The 16,911-nt window shown below is 39.6% G+C and carries 15 protein-coding genes; 13 read left to right on the top strand and 2 right to left on the bottom strand.

The features are described 5' to 3' along the window. Window positions 1-243: 243 nt before the first annotated feature. Window positions 244-1,725: a stage II sporulation protein M gene (locus tag QEN48_RS00580; RefSeq protein WP_280108478.1), complete on the bottom strand. Its 1,482-nt coding sequence runs from the start codon at window positions 1,723-1,725 to the stop codon at window positions 244-246. After that, the gene (locus QEN48_RS00575) at window positions 1,718-2,356 is read right to left on the bottom strand and encodes a fumarylacetoacetate hydrolase family protein (RefSeq protein ID WP_280108477.1); all 639 of its coding nucleotides are present in this window, start codon (window positions 2,354-2,356) and stop codon (window positions 1,718-1,720) included. The genes QEN48_RS00580 and QEN48_RS00575 overlap by 8 nt, the downstream gene beginning before the upstream one ends. 190 nt (window positions 2,357-2,546) lie before the next feature. Between QEN48_RS00575 and QEN48_RS00570 the strand changes: the two genes are divergently transcribed. The 13 genes from QEN48_RS00570 to tpiA all read left to right on the top strand — a co-directional run bounded on the left by QEN48_RS00570 (window position 2,547) and on the right by tpiA (window position 16,907). Further along, a complete protein-coding gene (locus QEN48_RS00570; protein WP_280108476.1) occupies window positions 2,547-3,524 on the top strand; it encodes a methanogenesis marker 2 protein in 978 nt (325 codons plus the stop codon). A 156-nt stretch (window positions 3,525-3,680) separates the two neighbouring features. Beyond that, window positions 3,681-4,505: a methanogenesis marker protein Mmp4/MtxX gene (gene mtxX, locus QEN48_RS00565; protein WP_280108475.1), complete on the top strand. Its 825-nt coding sequence runs from the start codon at window positions 3,681-3,683 to the stop codon at window positions 4,503-4,505. Between the two features lie 22 nt (window positions 4,506-4,527). Then, window positions 4,528-5,073 carry a ribbon-helix-helix protein, CopG family gene (locus QEN48_RS00560; RefSeq protein WP_280108474.1) on the top strand — a complete coding sequence of 182 codons (546 nt, stop codon included), beginning with the start codon at window positions 4,528-4,530 and terminating at the stop codon, window positions 5,071-5,073. A gap of 271 nt (window positions 5,074-5,344) precedes the next feature. Beyond that, a complete protein-coding gene (locus QEN48_RS00555) occupies window positions 5,345-6,985 on the top strand; it encodes a glutamate synthase-related protein (RefSeq protein ID WP_280108473.1) in 1,641 nt (546 codons plus the stop codon). 215 nt (window positions 6,986-7,200) lie between these two features. Then, window positions 7,201-8,085 carry a TFIIB-type zinc ribbon-containing protein gene (locus tag QEN48_RS00550; RefSeq protein WP_280108472.1) on the top strand — a complete coding sequence of 295 codons (885 nt, stop codon included), beginning with the start codon at window positions 7,201-7,203 and terminating at the stop codon, window positions 8,083-8,085. Window positions 8,086-8,247: 162 nt separating this feature from the next. Then, entirely contained in the window at window positions 8,248-8,889 is a 642-nt protein-coding gene (locus QEN48_RS00545) for a metalloregulator ArsR/SmtB family transcription factor (RefSeq protein ID WP_280108471.1), read from the top strand. Window positions 8,890-8,948: 59 nt separating this feature from the next. Continuing rightward, on the top strand, window positions 8,949-11,165 hold the full coding sequence (locus QEN48_RS00540; protein ID WP_280108470.1) for a CDC48 family AAA ATPase: 2,217 nt from the start codon (window positions 8,949-8,951) through the stop codon (window positions 11,163-11,165). A 149-nt stretch (window positions 11,166-11,314) separates the two neighbouring features. Then, window positions 11,315-12,082, top strand: a complete 768-nt coding sequence (gene nucS, locus QEN48_RS00535) for an endonuclease NucS (protein ID WP_280108469.1) — start codon at window positions 11,315-11,317, stop codon at window positions 12,080-12,082. 122 nt (window positions 12,083-12,204) lie between these two features. Then, the gene (locus QEN48_RS00530) at window positions 12,205-12,429 is read left to right on the top strand and encodes a hypothetical protein (RefSeq protein ID WP_280108468.1); all 225 of its coding nucleotides are present in this window, start codon (window positions 12,205-12,207) and stop codon (window positions 12,427-12,429) included. 170 nt (window positions 12,430-12,599) lie between these two features. After that, a complete protein-coding gene (locus QEN48_RS00525) occupies window positions 12,600-13,793 on the top strand; it encodes an NAD(P)/FAD-dependent oxidoreductase (RefSeq protein WP_280108467.1) in 1,194 nt (397 codons plus the stop codon). Further along, a complete protein-coding gene (locus QEN48_RS00520; RefSeq protein WP_280108466.1) occupies window positions 13,790-14,956 on the top strand; it encodes an MFS transporter in 1,167 nt (388 codons plus the stop codon). The genes QEN48_RS00525 and QEN48_RS00520 overlap by 4 nt, the downstream gene beginning before the upstream one ends. A gap of 134 nt (window positions 14,957-15,090) precedes the next feature. Beyond that, complete coding sequence (locus QEN48_RS00515) at window positions 15,091-16,242, top strand: bifunctional 5,6,7,8-tetrahydromethanopterin hydro-lyase/3-hexulose-6-phosphate synthase (RefSeq protein ID WP_280108465.1); 1,152 nt, start codon at window positions 15,091-15,093, stop codon at window positions 16,240-16,242. Between the two features lie 17 nt (window positions 16,243-16,259). Beyond that, complete coding sequence (tpiA, locus tag QEN48_RS00510) at window positions 16,260-16,907, top strand: triose-phosphate isomerase (protein WP_280108464.1); 648 nt, start codon at window positions 16,260-16,262, stop codon at window positions 16,905-16,907. The last annotated feature ends 4 nt before the right edge of the window (window positions 16,908-16,911 follow it).

Here is a 16,911-nt window from a genome sequence, read left to right as displayed (position 1 = left end):
ACTGAAAATTAGGTATAACGAAAAACCCAGATATAAAAAAACAACCACTAAATAATGGCCTAAAAACCCGATACAAAAAAACTCCTAAAAACTAAATAAAACCCTCTCTAAAACCAACTTAAAACACAGAAACCAATCAATAACAAACCACCTTCAAATAAAAAACAGAGAATGAAAAAAAAACAATCCACCCTATCCAACCTAAATAGGGGATAGAGACCAATATTAAATTTAGGTATATAGTTAAAACAGTGGTGTCCCCAGGAAGATAGACATCAATACTGGTGTTATAAATGCTTCAATAATGCCGGCAACTGCAAACAATGGGAACAACCCTACTAAAGCGATCATTACTTTCTCAATTTTGTCTCCGAGCTGTTCTAATTCAAGATCGTTCCATAGATATTTTTTAAGGCCAATACCGAGTTTAAGACCCATCGCTGCTGCAAAAGCTATTGCAGGTATTTCAATAACTCCATGTGGCAATATTCCAACAAGGAAGAACACTAAATCATCTATTAAAGCAAATACAACTCCAACAATACCTCCATTTAATAACAAAGCTCCAATTGTAGGTAAACCGAAAACAATACCTCCAAAAGCAACTCCAATACCAACCGTCCAGTTATGGAACATCAAATAGAGGAATAAAGAGGCAAACGCCCCGTCAACACCTAAATCAATTTGTTGAGGCAAATCAAGTTCTGCTAACTCAAAAGGTATATAGCCACCTAGATACCATCCGCCTAAAACACCTATCAAGAAGATTCCAAGGGAAACACCAAACAAACCTAACTCCTTCTTTACAAACCCAAGGAAAGTGTTCCATGACTTAAGAAAACCATTCTTCATCCATGGCCAATACTCTGCATCAAACCTCTTAAACTCACCAACTCCCTTATATGCCGTGTACATACGGACCTTTAGAATCAAAAGTACCGGTAAAACCACTAACAACATAAATACACTAACGAAACTCTCAACCGGAATCCGGAATAGGAATGTAAACAACTGGCTCAGAACTCCTATAACTATAGAGACAGCTACAACCAGAATTATATACCCAACTACCTCCAGTAGATTGGATTTAACAAACCCACCACTTTTTCTCAACCCACTTAATACACCCACGTCTTCTATAACTATCGCTTCCTGTGCAAAAAGGAAGAAGACAACGTAGATAAACAACAACGCTATAACGGAAAACAAACCTGTAAGTACGCCTGCCACAATACTGAGTTGCCCTACAACAAACGGTAAAACAAAACCCAGGAAAAGTAGGATTAAAGCAAGTAGGTAGAGTAAAAACAACCTCTTGAAGTATTTCACGGCCCCATTCAAACCAACACCTACACTAACCCTTTCACCAATCAACGAGTTTTTCACAAGCTCAATAAAACCACCCAATATCAAGCTATATCCAGCTAGATTAGCTATAGCCCCCACAACCATTGTGAGGCCAATTAATACAAGGAAAACAGTTTGATCCAATATGGTCTCAAAAAACAACATAAATTCTCCATCAACCAACAGATCCACAAAGGTACCCAATCCCTCAGTAAGATGTAGATATGAAAAAGCCGTACCTAAACCAACGAGACCAAGAATCTGTATAACGATATTAAGACCTAAAACAAAAGCAAAGAAAGGCACAATCTTCGAGATATAACGTCTGAAAACCCATATACTCTCTCTTATATTAAACTCAAAATCTATGTTACTCAATATATTTCACCTCATTTTCTAAAACACCGACACCATCAACCATAACTTCAACAACGTCTCCATCCCTTAACTCTCCAACACCGGAGGGAGTGCCGGTAGAGACAACATCTCCCTTCTCCAAAGTCATAACGCTAGATAAATCCATGATAATTTCCTCTATACTGAATATAAAATTGGTGATATCCGATTCCTGTTTAACACGACCATTAACCCTACACTTAACTTCAGCGTCAACAGGAATACTACCTACAACCCGAGGACCTATAGGGCAAAAACTATCAAAGCCTTTACACCTAACCCACTGACTCTCCTTTTCCTGAACCTTTCGAGCAGTCACATCATTCAGACAGGTAAAACCAGCTAAAACATCATCAACCTCATCCCGCTCAACATCCTTACAACGCTCCCCCACAACAACAGCCAACTCAGCCTCATAATCAACCCGACCAACACCTCTAGGAACTTGAATCACATCCCCATCTCCAACAACACTAGAAACCGGTTTATAAAAAAACACAGGCCGCTTAGGAATATCCATACCAAGTTCTCTCGCATGATCAACATAATTCAAACCAACACAAACAACCTTAGACGGATAGCATGGAAACCCATCACCAAGACCAGTAATCAAAAATACCTCCAAACCCAACTATATACCTATAACCACAAAACAATTTCCATAAAAACAAAATAAAACAAACAACAAACCATAAACAACAAAATAAAAACACTAAATAAAACTTAATCCGTATATTGATTTCGGTTTTTAATCAAAATTTAATCAAAAAAGATAAAAAGATATAGAATATATCTGATATGCCATGCTAAAAAGACTTGCATCGGAGATTAGGAATTTTCCTGGGGTTACCCGAAAAAACCCTATAGGCGAATTGGTAGAGAAGTTCACAGACCACCCTGAAAATGTAATAGCTTCTTTTGGAGAGGATGCCGCCGTTATAGAGGTAGGAGAAAAGGGAGTCGTTTTTGCAGCAGATGGTATTTGGGACAAATTAATGCGTGCAGACCCACATTGGGCCGGATATTGCTCCGTCCTAGTAAACACACACGACATAGCTGCAATGGGTGGAACCCCAATAGCAATGGTAAGCGTCTGCAGCACCTCCGACGAAGGCATTTGTAATAGATTGGTCGAAGGAATCAATATGGGGATGAAAAAACTTAACGTCCCAATGGTTGGTGGCCATACAAACCCAGATTGTGAATACAACGCAATAGATGTCGCAATCATGGGTACAATAGATCTTGACCACGTAATCTTCAGCACAACAGCTCAACCAGGAGACGACATAGTGGTGGGAATAGACCTAGAAGGCCGAATACATCCATCGTTCCAATACAACTACGATACAACTACAATGAAAGACCGAGACATATTACTAAAACAGTTAGGGTCGATGGAGAAACTTGCTAAAAAAGAATTAGTATCGGCAGGCAAGGACATAAGCAACCCTGGAGTTGTCGGGACCGCAGGAATGATGATAGAAATATGTGACATGGGAGCAGAGATCGATATAGACAGCATACCAAAACCAAAAGACATAGATATGGTTGACTGGATCAAAATGTATCCAGGAATGGGTTTCGTAGTAACAACCCCCCCAGAAAAAACAGACGAAGCCATAAAAGTATTCGAACAATCAGGGCTTACAAGCAAGAAAATCGGAGAGGTCCATGAACACAGAAAACTAAAAATAAAACAAGGAAAAGAAGAAGAAACAGTATTCGACTTTGAAAAAGATAAAATAACAGGAATCTCCTGCCAAAAACCTAAAAAATAAACAAAACCCCCAAAAACACGAAGAATAACGTTTTAAGCCAATCTAAACAAACAAAACCACAAATACACCACAATAAAAATAATATTGAGTTTACGAAAGCAATTTTTTAAAAAGTTTGTTTTAAGTACTATAGCCCTGTATGTTTCCTTGATAGCTATGAGGTTAGATGAGCTGTATAGTTTGGGTGGCCGGAGGGATGTTAAGGTTGCTGTTGGAGCCGGTCTTGAGAGAGAAGGATATACCCAGAAAGTTATTGATTCAGTTAGAAAGATAGAGGATAGGTTTAACGTGGTTGTTGTTGGGTATAATGATGTTGGTGGAGAGATTGATTTTGTTGAATCTGAACGTCCTGAAGAACTTATTACTGAAATGCTCGTCCAAGGAGAGGTAGATGCAGTTGTCCGAGGGACTTTAGGTGCTGAAAAAACCCTTTCATCGCTAAAAGATTTATTTAGTTTAAATAGCCTTTACAGGGTTGCTGTTCTTGAAACTCTCCATCCAACCAACAAGGTTTTTTTACTTGCACCAGTCGGAATCGATGAGGGAGAAACTGTAGATGAAAAAGTTAAGTTCGGTTTATTATCTATCTCTTTATTGAACCAGCTAGATATGGATGGAAAGATCGCTGTATTATCTGGCGGTAGAGCCGAAGATTTTGGTAGGAGCGAGAGAGTAGACCTTACCTTAAAACAAGCTAAAGAACTGACTGAGAAACTAAAAAAAGAGGGGGTTGAAGCCATTAACCACCAAATATTGATTGAAGATGCAATCAAGGACTCCAACATGATTATACCCCCAGATGGAATTACCGGAAACCTCATTTTCAGAACTTTAACGTTTTTAGGAGATGGAAAAGCAATCGGAGCCCCCATAATGAATATCGATAAGACCTATATCGATACCTCGAGAGCAAGCGATAACTATGAAGACTCTATAGCGCTTGCAGCGGCCCTAGCCAAATTTAAAAACAAGTATATTTGAGATACAAAAAGAAGTGTTAAATATGACCAATAGAGTAACAATCGTGTTGGATGAAGAATCACAACACCTTTTAGACCAACTTAAAGAAGAGTTCGACCAAAACCAAAGTGAAGTGGTTAGAAACGCCTTAAAGTTTTATTCAGAAAACAAAGAGTTTTTAGAAAACTATGGTGAAGATAGAGTTAAGTTCTATGCTGACATGCTTTTCAAAGGCGAACACGTCATACTTGACATGGACCACTGGATACTTTTCTTAAAATACCTCAAAGATATTCCAGATGACAGTGAGCTCTGGCAAGAAATCGAGAAGGTTGCAGAGTCCCACGCCGAACAACTAAAAGAAACCATTGACGGTCCAAAAGAATATTTAGAGAGAATAGAGGCCTGTAATTTCTTTAAATTAAACCAAACCTCCCCGAAAGAATATACATTGATATTGAACAACAACGAAAGCAAGAAATTCATCAAACAACTCGTAGAAAATACATTAAGAGGTATGGGATATGAAGTAGAGGTTATTGAAGGTGTTTCTAAAATAAGAGTTAAAGTGACATCCAACCCCACCTAAAGAAGCGTTCTTAGGTTATCTTAAAGCAGTGCTAAGACCTCCCTATTTAGGAGGGAAAAAAGGATCTTAGCTCTGACTTAGCCATCCTGTCTATAAATTTTTGCTACCTTGATGGGTGTTGAGTTTTTTTGTGTTTTGTAGGAAATGATTTAAATTAATATATAGGTTATATAGAGTGTCGTTGGAGAGTTTTGTTATGGCCATTTAATGTTGTTTGAATTGTGTTTCCAGTATGTGTGTTGAGCTCTCCATTTAATATTTGGTGTTTATTATGTCTAATTTGAAAAGAAATGACGTATTGGGTACGATTAATAGAGGCAATCCATCTGAGTCTGGGTTATGCACGCTCTGCAGAGCTGATTGTAAAGGTAAGTGTGAGGTATGGATGTCTAGTTTGAAGGGCCGTAAAATGCTTTATCCCAGAGATTTTGGTGATATAACTGCTGGTAGCCGTAACCTAAGTCCTGAGGGTGTTGGATATCATTCGTTGAGGGTTAAGGGATATGCTTATGGTTCTGAGGGATTGCCTGAAGGAGTTTCTGATAGCCCTGATGACTGTTTATATACTAACGTTGATGTTGAGACTGAGTTTGGTAATGAGATTAAGACTAAATGTAAGGTTCCTTTGATGACTGGGGCGCTTGGGTCTACAGCTATTGCTGCTAAATATTGGGAGTCGCTTGCGATTGGAGCTGCTGTGAATGGTTTCCCAATCGTTATAGGTGAGAACGTTGTTGGTGTTGATAGGGAGGCTGAACTGGAGAACGGTAAGGTTGTTGATGCTCCTGAACTTGATAGGCGTATAGATACGTATTATGAGTTCGCTGATGAGGATTATGGTGGGTTGTTTATACAACTGAATGTTGAGGATATGAGGAATGGAGTAGCTGAATATATCGCGGATAAACATGGAAACGATGTTATAATTGAGATTAAGTGGGGTCAGGGTGCTAAGAGTATTGGCGGTGAGATACAGGTGGATAGTTTGGATTACGCTAAATTCTTGAGGAATAGGGGTTATGTTGTTGATCCCGATCCGAATGTAGAGGCCAATGAAGAGAGCTTTAAACAGGGTGGTATAGATGGTTTTGCTCGGCATAGTCGTCTTGGAGCGACAGATGCACCAAGCTATGAAGAACTGAAGGAGCAGTTTATGGAGAAAATTGATTATTTAAGAAGCCTTGGGTTTAAACGGATTTCTTTAAAGACTGGTGCTTATGGGATGAGAGATCTTGCTGCTGCTATTAAACTGGCTTCTGAAGCAAAACTTGATTTATTGACTATCGATGGTGCTGGTGGAGGAACCGGAATGAGTCCTTGGAACATGATGGAGCATTGGGGTGTGCCTTCACTTGTTCTGCATAACAAAGCGCATGAATATGCTAGAATTCTTGATGACCAAGGAATGTTTGTTCCCGATCTCAGTTTTGCTGGTGGTTTCGCGAGAGAGGATCATTTGTTTAAGGCCTTGGCTCTTGGCTCGCCTTATGTAAAGCTTGTTTGTATGGGTCGTGGTTTGATGATTCCAAGTTTCTTAGGCTCTAACATCGAGGGTGTTTTGAAGCCGGAGCGTAAGGAAGAGGTTAATGGTAATTGGGATAGTCTGCCAAAGACTGTGAAGGATATTGGTGAGACTCCAGAGAGTATGTTTGCAGGTTGGTATGACGTTGTTGATCATGTTGGTGAGGATCGGATGGATGAACTACCGTTTGGTGCTGTAGCGTTATGGAATCTTGTTGATAAATTGAAAGGTGGTTTACAGCAGTTGATGGCTGGCTCCAGGAACTTTAGTTTGGAGACTGTGTCAAGGGATGATTTGATGGCTGCTAACAGGGAGACTGAGAAGGCGGTTGGGATTGAGTATATGGGTGAAGCCGATGATGAGAAGGCTAAGGAGATATTGATTGGTTGATTTTTTGAGGCCTAGCCTTTTTAGGACCCACCCCTTTTTTTCTTTTTTTTTCTTTTTTTTGTTTCTATGAGTTTTTGTTGGCGGTATTCTTAAATAATAGAAATATCTTAATTCTTGTCTAGGTAGTGTTTGTTGGGTTTAAGTGGTTTGTTTGAGGTATTTTGGGTGTTTAATGTTTGTAGTTTGCTGAATTGTTTATTGGTGGGGTTTTATTATTGAATGATGTTGAGAGATGTCCGGAGTGTGGGGGGAAGCTTATTTCTGAGGAGAATGAGGTTAGGTGTGAGAGTTGTGGTCTTGTTGTTGATGAGGAGATGATTGATTCTGGGCCTGATTGGCGGGCTTTTTCTTTTGATGATGAGAAGGAGAAGTCTCATGTTGGTCTTCCTTCTAGTGTTACGAAGCATGATAAGGGTTTGAGTACTGAGATTGGTTTTAAGGATAGGTATGGTAAGGAGTTGGCTCCTGAGAAGAAGGCTCAGTTTAGTAGGTTGAGGCGTCATCAGCTTCAGAGTAGGAGGTCTTCGGGTAAGGAGAGGAGTCTTTCTACTGGTCTTCAGGAGATGCATAGGATGGTTAGTCAGCTTAATATTTCGAAGGATGTTCATGAGGTTGCTGCTGTTTTTTATAAGACTGCTTCGGGTAAGGGGTTGATGAAGGGCCGTAGTATTGAGGCTATGGTTGCTGCCACTCTTTATATTGCTTCTAGGTTTTATAATCTCCCTAGGACTCTTGAGGAGCTTTCTGAAGCGGCTCGTGTTTCTAAGAAGGAGGTTGCGCGTGCTGAGCGTTATTTGGCGGATGAGCTTGATATTAATTTGAAGCCTGCTTCTCCTGTTGATTATGTTCCTAGGTTTGTTAGTGAGCTTGATTTGGGTAAAGAGGTTGAGAATCGTGTTGTTGAGGTTATTGGGTTGGCGGATGAGAAGGGTCTTTTGAGTGGGAGGTCTCCTGTTAGTATTGCTGCTGCCGCTACGTATTTGGTGGCTAAGGTTATGGGTAAGAAGGTTACTCAGAGGGAGATCAGTGATGTTTCAGGTGTTAGTGAGGTTACTATTCGAAATCGGTATCATGAGATTGAGGAAGAGCTAGATCTTTGATTTAAGAACTAGATTTTGTATTTTTTTGTTGGTTTTGTTTTTGTGGGGGTTTGTTTTTTTACACAAACCATAGAGTTACCTATAGTTACTTTTTTCGTAAGGTTTTTAAGTATAAATAACTATATTAGTTACGTAAGGTAACATTGGGTTTGGAGGTCAAACTTGAAAAAAACAGAAAACACACTCAACATACTCGGCAACAAAAACCGGAGAAAAATACTAGAAATGCTCGCAGAAAAACCAATGTACGTAACAGAAATCTCTGAAAAACTACAGACAGGTCGAAAAGCAATAATCGAACACCTCCATATACTCGAAAACCAAGAACTAATCAAACCATACAGAAAAGGAAACAGAAAATACTACAAAATCAACAACACCCTAATGCTACAGATCGTAATCAACAGAAACACAACCCAAATCAACATAGAAGACCTAGAAATGACCGAAAACGACAAAAAACAAGTAAGAACAACCTTCCCAGAAATTGAGAGAATGGAGCGAAAAAAATACGAAATAAACCAAGACCTACGACAAGTACTATCACTAATAAGAGAACTCGAAGAACAATGCCAAAAAATCAAGAAAACAGAAAAACACCTCTACCAACTCATAGACGAAATAATGCAAACAGGCCAAGAAATAGTAAACCAAAAAGCCCTGAACCAGAAAGAAAAAGCCCTACTTAACGAAATGATGAAAGAAGGACAAGTACGGCCAGAAGACCTCTCAAAACGACTAAACCTCGAAATAGAAGAAATATACGAAACTGTAAAAAAACTAAGAGAAAAAAACGTCCTATAACCCCAAAACCCATTAAATAAACCTTAAAACTAAAAATTAAAAATCTAAAAGGTGTTAAAATGCCCGATAAAACTATAAAACTAAGAGTAGCAGAAGCGAGACACCGAGATGCCGGAAGAGGCATCGCAAGAGTCTCATCGAAAGTAATGCAAAACCTCAATCTAACAAGCGGAGACATAATCCAAATCGAAGGAAAAGGAACAGCAACCGCAGTAGTCTGGCCCGGCTATCCAAACGACCCCGACAACGCAATAAGAATCGACGGAAGCGTAAGAAACAACGCAGGAGCAGGAATAGGAGACCGAGTAGAAGTCAAAAAAGTCGACGCCCAAAAAGCCAAAAAAATCACCATCGCCCCAACCGAAGAAATAAACCTACGGATCTCATCAGACGGAGTCCGCAAAATCCTAGAAGGCCGGCCAATCTCAAAAGGACAGAAAATTAGAGTAGAGTTCTTTGGAAGAGCAATAAACTACAAAGTAGTACAAACAGACCCAAAAGGAACCGTGATAGCTGACAGCAACACACAGATAGAAATAGGAGACAAACCAGTCGAAGAAGTCGAAGACGTACCACAAGTAACATACGAAGACATAGGAGGCCTAGAAAAAGAACTCAGAAAAGTCAGAGAGATGATAGAACTCCCAATGAAAAAACCAGAACTATTCCAAAGACTAGGAATAGAACCACCAAAAGGAGTTCTACTACACGGCCCACCAGGAACAGGAAAAACCCTAATCGCAAAAGCAGTAGCAAACGAAACCGACGCACACTTCATAAGCCTCGGCGGACCCGAAATAATGAGCAAATACTACGGAGAAAGCGAAAAACAACTAAGAGAACTCTTCGAAGAAGCAAAAGAAAACGCACCATCAATAATCTTTATAGACGAACTCGACTCAATCGCACCAAAAAGAGAAGAAGTAAGCGGCGAAGTAGAAAGAAGAGTCGTAGCCCAACTCCTATCACTAATGGACGGCCTTGAAGCAAGAGGAGAAGTAGTCGTAATAGCCACAACAAACCAAATAAACCTAATAGACCCCGCACTAAGACGACCAGGCAGATTCGACCGAGAAATCGAGATCGGAGTACCAGACAGAGACGGAAGAAGACAAATATTCGAAGTACACACACGAAGCATGCCCCTCGCAAAAGACATAGACCTCGACGAATTCGCAGACAGAACATACGGATTCGTAGGAGCCGACATAGAATCACTAACAAAAGAATCAGCAATGAACTCACTACGCCGAATACTACCAGAAATCGACATAGACGCAGAAGAAATACCACAAGAAGTAATCGACGAACTAGAAGTAGAGAAAAAAGACTTCGAACAAGCACACAAAGAAATCGAGCCCTCAGCAATGAGAGAAGTATTCGTAGAAATACCAGACATAACATGGGAAGACGTCGGAGGCCTACAAGAAATAAAAAACCAACTAAGAGAAGCAGTAGAATGGCCAATGACATACCCAGAAGCATTCGAAAAAATCGACACAGCACCACCAAGAGGAATCGTACTACACGGCCCACCAGGAACAGGAAAAACACTACTCGCAAAAGCAGTAGCCAACGAATCAGACGCAAACTTCATATCAGTCAAAGGACCCGAACTACTCAGCAAATGGGTAGGAGAATCAGAAAAAGCAGTACGAGAAACATTCAGAAAAGCAAAACAATCCGCACCAACAATCATATTCTTCGACGAAATCGACAGCATAACACCACGTAGAGGAGGAATGAGCGGAGACAGCCAAGTCACAGAAAGAGTAATAAGCCAAATGCTAACCGAACTCGACGGACTAGAAGAAAGAGGAGAAGTAGTCGTAATAGCCGCAACAAACCGACCAGACCTAATAGACCCAGCACTCCTAAGACAAGGAAGACTAGAAAAACACATCGAAGTAGGAGCACCAGACACAGAAGCCAGAAAAGAAATATTCAAAGTACACACCAAAAACAAACCACTCGCAGAAGACGTAGACATAGAAAAACTAGCCAAAAAAACAGATGGATACGTAGGATCAGACATAGAAGGACTAAGCAAAGAAGCATCAATGATGGCCCTAAGAGAAAAAGTCCAACAAGGAATGACAAGAGAAGAAGCCAAAAAAGCAATCCAAGACATAGAAATAAACATGGAACACTTCGAAAAAGCACTAGAAAAAGTCAGATCATCAAGCGACCGAGGCGAAATAGAACAATACAAAAAAATATCAAAAGACTTCCAAGCAAAAAGAGAAGAAAAAATAGAAGAACCAAGCATAATCTAAAAAACCACAAAAATAAACCACAAAAAAGGAGGGGGGACACCCACAAACCCCTCCCACACAAAAAAACACCAAAACCAAATACACATAACCCAAAAATAAAAGTGAACAATAATGCCAACACCAAAACCCCAGGCCACGAGGGAAACAAATTGAGCAAACATAAAACCCTCAAAAACCCAACACCAAAACAAACCACCCAATTCATAAAAAACGCAATAAAAAACCAAAAACTCCTAACAATAACAGCAAAATGCGAAGTAGACTATCAAGGCAGAGCAGACGGATACCTACCACTAGGAGAAAGAATAACAATACTAAAACCCGACGGCACAACACTTGTCCACCAAAAAAACAACAGCGACCCAACAAACTGGCAACCACCAGGCTCAAGACCAACAGTACACAAACAAAAAAACAAAGTAATACTCAGATCTGAAAGAACCTCACCAAACGAAACACTAGACATAACACTACATAAAGTAATACACACAGCATCATACAACCTAAAAGATGGAGCCGAACTAACACTAAACAAACAAGAAGCCCAGATGCAAAAAAAGATAACAAAAAACCCTGAAATAATCGAAAAAGGCCTAAGAATAATAGAAGCAGAAAGAAAAACAGGATACGGCCGAATAGACCTATTCGGAAGAGACAGCCAAGGAAACAACGTAATAATAGAACTAAAACGCAAAAGAGTAGGCCCAAAAGCAGTAGACCAACTACAGAGATACATAGACTACTACAAAGAAAAAGGATACAAAAACCTAAGAGGAATATTAGTCAGCCCATCAATAACACCAAACGCCCAAAACAGAATAAAAAACCAAAACTTCGAACACATCAAACTAAAACCACCCAAAACAAAACCCAAAAAAATAAAAACCCTAGACCAATTCAAAAACAAAAAACAATAAACAAACCAAATAAAAAAGGGAAAACTATTAAATAACTGAATTAAAGAAAACAAACCCAAGGGATAAAAATAGGCCCGGCAACACAGGCCGGAAAACCACAAATCCCTAACCCCCCAACAACCATGAAAAAACAAAACGAAACCCAAAAAAGGATAACAAAAAACCCAAAACAAACAGAGTTCATATGCGAAAACTGCAACACAACATACAAAAAAGACCTACTAATGTCAAATGAAATACGATGCCCAAACTGCCAGAGCCTAAAACTATTCTACACCGACAACAATAAACCCAAAAAAATCAACAAACTACATAAAAAAATCAAAGAAATCTTCGGAAAAACCTAAAAACCCACATAAAACCATGTAAAACCCAAACCAAGATAAATAAAGAGCCAAACCCCCACTCCAAACAATCGTTAATTAATATTAATTAGAAATACCTTTTTTTATAAACTTTTTTGTAAACTTTTTTGTTGACGAGAGATAAATCAAACTATAATTCTGGTTGTGTTACTTTGGAACAAAAATACAATGGAGCCGTTGTTGTCGGTGGAGGGCCCGTTGGAGCTATAACTGCATATACGGCAGTTGAAAATGGCCTTGAATTAATGATTTTAGAAGAAGACAGAGCTATTGGCCATCCAATTCAATGTGCCGGTATAGTTAGCACAAGAACAATTCAAGAAAGTGGTTTAAACCATGATAACTACATTCTGAATGAAGTTCGAGGCGCAATAATACACTCGCCAAATGGAGAAAAAATATGTATAAGCCGGCCAGAAACACAGGCTTACATAATAGATAGAGCTCAATTCGATCAGAGATTGATTGAAAAAGCAGTTATGGCAGGAGCGGAACTAAAGCTCGGGTGGAGAGCAATAAACTGGGATGGCTCAAAACTTAAGGTAAGCACTCCAGAAGGCATTAGAGAGATATATCCAGAGGTTGTGGTTGGTGCCGATGGAGTTAAATCAACAATAAGACGTACCAAGGGATTGCCTGGTCCAAAGAAATTTCTTTCAGGAGCCCAACTCACATTAACTGGAGTTCAGGTTGAAGACCCAGAGTTCGTTCAGTTATTTCTGGGTGAAAAAATCGCTCCAGGATTCTTCGGATGGAGCATACCAATAGACGAAAAAACCGTTAGAATAGGACTTTGTCTAGATCCAAAAAAAGCTCAGAAACCTGCAAACAAATATCTAGAGAACTTAATCAAAAAACATCCAGCCCTCAAACAATACAGTGGTAGTGAGCTTGAATGGAATTATGGCGCAGTACCAATCGGATATCCAAAAAAACTTGTGGGAGATAAAACAATCATCGTTGGCGACGCCGCTGGCCAAGTCAAACCGACAACCGGCGGAGGAGTCTACACAGGAATGTATTGTGGGAAGATAGCTGGAGAAACAATAAACAAATATATCGATGGCAGAACCTCCCTAAAAAAATACGACATTGATTGGAGAAAGGAATTAGGTAGAGAACTACAGATTGGATTGGCGATTCACAACTCCTTAGGTTCACTATCAGATAATGAAATAGATGACGTGATAAAAAAACTGGATAACCCACGATTGATAAATGCAATTGAGAGCCATGGGGACATGGATTATCCCTCCAAAGTTGCATACCAGATATTAAAAACCAAACCATCTCTAATAAAATATTTCGGAGTCTTTGCAACTAAATTCCTTGGAGAAATGCTATGAACAAGTCAGAACTTTCCGGAAAAATATTAACCAGAGAGTACCTCATATTACTGGCCTCTGTGTTCATGTTCTTCATAAGTTTCTTCGCAATAGTCCCAATAATCAGTCTTTACGCCGAAATACTCGGGGCTGGCGAACTAATGATCGGAGTGATAGTTGGGATATTCGCTTTTTCAGCAGTACTAAGCCGAGTACCCTTCGGTAGGTATGCAGACAACGTTGCCCGTAAACCACTGCTTGTGGTAGGAGCAATAATCTTCATACTCGCCCCAATACTCTACACACTAACCGAATCTGTATTGATTTTAGCTTTGATACGGATATTCCATGGAATCGGGATAGGAGCTTTCAGCGTTGCTTCAATGTCTATGGCAGTGGACATGGTTCCAAGAGAAAGATTAGGAGAAGCTATGGGTATGTTTGGAGTTCCAGTAATGCTTGGAATGATATTGGGGCCTGGAATAGCGGGTTTTTTGGTTGATCTAACTGGATACAACGAAGCATTCTATATTTCCTCTTTATTCGCAGTAGTATCACTAATACTCGTTTTTTTAGTAAGCGAAAGCGATATAGATGGAACTGGAACAGCCACCTTCATGGATGTATTGAAAGACAGCAATGTAACTTCAGCAGTGGTAGGTGTTTTAGCATTAACAACAGCTTATGGAGCGATTACAGCCTTCTTTCCAGTTTACGCAAACAGACTTGGATATACAGAATTCACAATCGGCCTGTTCTTCACAGTATACGCAGTTGCTGCCCTCATAGTAAGGGTTCCAGTAGGTAGATATGCAGATAGAAAAGGAATGAGCATAGTAACCGCTCCAATGATGGTTGTTTCCGTCCTAGGAATAACAATTATAAGCTTGACAACAACCCAAACCGGTTTTTACATAGCAGGAATTGTATTTGGAATCGGATTCGGAGCAGCATACACAACCCTACTAGCCCTATCTGTAGAAACCGTAGCACCTCTAGAAAGAGGTAAAGCAAGCGCACTTATAAACTCCAGTTTCGATATGGGTATCGCTATAGGCTCAATAGCATTAGGCGTCCTCGCCAACGCCTATGAATTCGATACATTCTTCATGATAACAGCATTCATACTACTACTTGGAACAATAGCATTCATTATAGCTAAAAAAACACTAACAAAAATATAAACAAAAATAAATGTGGTCACACCTAAAAATAAAACAAAGATAAAAGAAACATGTTTTTTGTATTTTTGAAGCGATTGTATATTATACTTTTAAGTTTAATAACTTAAAAAGGACTTTTTGATGGTGATTTTTTAATGTTTAAGGTTGGAGAAGCTCTTATAGGACAAGAACCAGAGTTAGCGCATATCGATTTAGTGATTGGAGACAAGTCTGGGCCCGCAGGCCAGGCATTCTTAAATGGATTAACGAATTTATCCGAAGGACACACACCCCTTCTAGGCGTAATAAAACCTAATTTACCGACAAAACCCTCAACCCTGATTGTACCAAAAGTAACAATACAAGACATGGGGGACACTGAGAAAATATTCGGTCCCGCCCAAGAAGCGGTTTCAAAGGCAGTTGCAGACTCACTTGAAGAAGGAATAATAGAAGAGGAAGAAGTTGAAGACAAAGTTATAATAGCAAGTGTATTCATACATCCAGAAGCCAAAGATTTCCAGAAAATATATAGATACAACTATGGTGCAACCAAACTCGCAATAAAACGAGCTCTAAATGAATATCCAACACCCAAAGAAGTAATAAAAGAAAAAGACATCGGAGGCCACCCAATAATGGGCAACCGCATAACAAGGCTCTCCAAACCACCATATCTACAGGTAGCTCTAGACACCACAAACTTCCAACACGTCGAGAAATTGTTGAAAGAAATACCAGAAGACGACCACATAATATTCGAAGTGGGAACACCCCTCGTTAAGAAATATGGAGTCGACGTAGTAAGCCGAATGCGAGAAATAAGAGAAGACGCATTCATAGTAGTCGACCTAAAAACACTTGACACCGGAAACCTAGAAGCAAGAATGGTAGCCGACGCAGGAGGAGACGGAGTCGTAGTAGCTGGAATAGCAAGTAAACCAACAATAGAAGGCGTAATAGAAGAAGCAGATAAAACCGGTATATACTCAATAATCGACACAATAAACATGAAAAACCCCATCGAACTATTAAAACAACTTGACCAAAAACCAGATATATTAGAGCTTCATAGAGCCATAGACGTAGAAGACGAAGCCGAACACGCATGGGGAAACATAGAAAACATCAAAAAAGAACTAGATGGAGGCCTCGTATCAGTAGCCGGGGGAATAAAATCAAAGAACGTGCAAGAAGCAATTGAAGCCGGAGCAGACATATTGGTCGTAGGAAGAGCCATAACAGGTGCTAAAGACCCAGAAGGAGCAGCTAGAGAAATAATCGACGAAATAAAAACAAGCCTCTAAACCCGAGGTAACAAAAAATGAAGTTGATTATAAACCTAAAAACCTACAAAGCCGGAACAAACCAAAACGCATTAAAAATAGCAAAAGCAATCGAAAAAACACAAGAAAAAACAGACACTGAAATAATAATCTCCCCACAACCAACAGACATACAAAAAATAGCCGAAGAAACAACAGTACCAATATACGCTCAACACATAGACCCAATCCAATACGGAAGCAACACCGGACACATACTACCAGAAGCAATAAAAAAAGCAGGAGCCACCGGCACACTAATAAACCACTCAGAAAAAAACCTCACACTCAAACAAATAGCAAAAGCAAACCAAAGAGCAAAAAAACTCGACCTAAAAACAATCATATGCACAAACAACGTCCAAACAACAGCAGCCGCATCAAAACTCAACCCAGAGTACGTAGCCATAGAACCACCAGAACTTATAGGCGGAGATATCTCCGTAACAACCGCAGACCCAGAAATAATCGAGAAATCAGTTGAAAAATCAGAAACACCAGTACTATGCGGAGCAGGAGTATCAAGCGGAGAAGACGTAAAAAAAGCAATCGAATTAGGCGCCAAAGGAATCCTAGTAGCATCCGGAGTAGTTAAAACCAAAAACCCAGAAAAATCAATACAAAAACTACTCTCAAAAACACAATAAAAAA

This window comes from Methanonatronarchaeum sp. AMET-Sl, from assembly GCF_029854155.1.
Classification (GTDB): domain Archaea; phylum Halobacteriota; class Methanonatronarchaeia; order Methanonatronarchaeales; family Methanonatronarchaeaceae; genus Methanonatronarchaeum.
This window is presented reverse-complemented; position numbering and strand designations above follow the sequence as displayed.

Coding starts and splice junctions, on each gene's coding strand:
- QEN48_RS00515 (WP_280108465.1), top strand. CDS start 15,091: ATGTTTAAGGTTGGAGAAGCTCTTATAGGACAAGAACCAGAGTTAGCG.
- QEN48_RS00520 (WP_280108466.1), top strand. CDS start 13,790: ATGAACAAGTCAGAACTTTCCGGAAAAATATTAACCAGAGAGTACCTC.
- QEN48_RS00540 (WP_280108470.1), top strand. CDS start 8,949: ATGCCCGATAAAACTATAAAACTAAGAGTAGCAGAAGCGAGACACCGA.
- tpiA (WP_280108464.1), top strand. CDS start 16,260: ATGAAGTTGATTATAAACCTAAAAACCTACAAAGCCGGAACAAACCAA.
- QEN48_RS00530 (WP_280108468.1), top strand. CDS start 12,205: ATGAAAAAACAAAACGAAACCCAAAAAAGGATAACAAAAAACCCAAAA.
- mtxX (WP_280108475.1), top strand. CDS start 3,681: ATGAGGTTAGATGAGCTGTATAGTTTGGGTGGCCGGAGGGATGTTAAG.
- QEN48_RS00555 (WP_280108473.1), top strand. CDS start 5,345: ATGTCTAATTTGAAAAGAAATGACGTATTGGGTACGATTAATAGAGGC.
- QEN48_RS00570 (WP_280108476.1), top strand. CDS start 2,547: ATGCTAAAAAGACTTGCATCGGAGATTAGGAATTTTCCTGGGGTTACC.
- QEN48_RS00560 (WP_280108474.1), top strand. CDS start 4,528: ATGACCAATAGAGTAACAATCGTGTTGGATGAAGAATCACAACACCTT.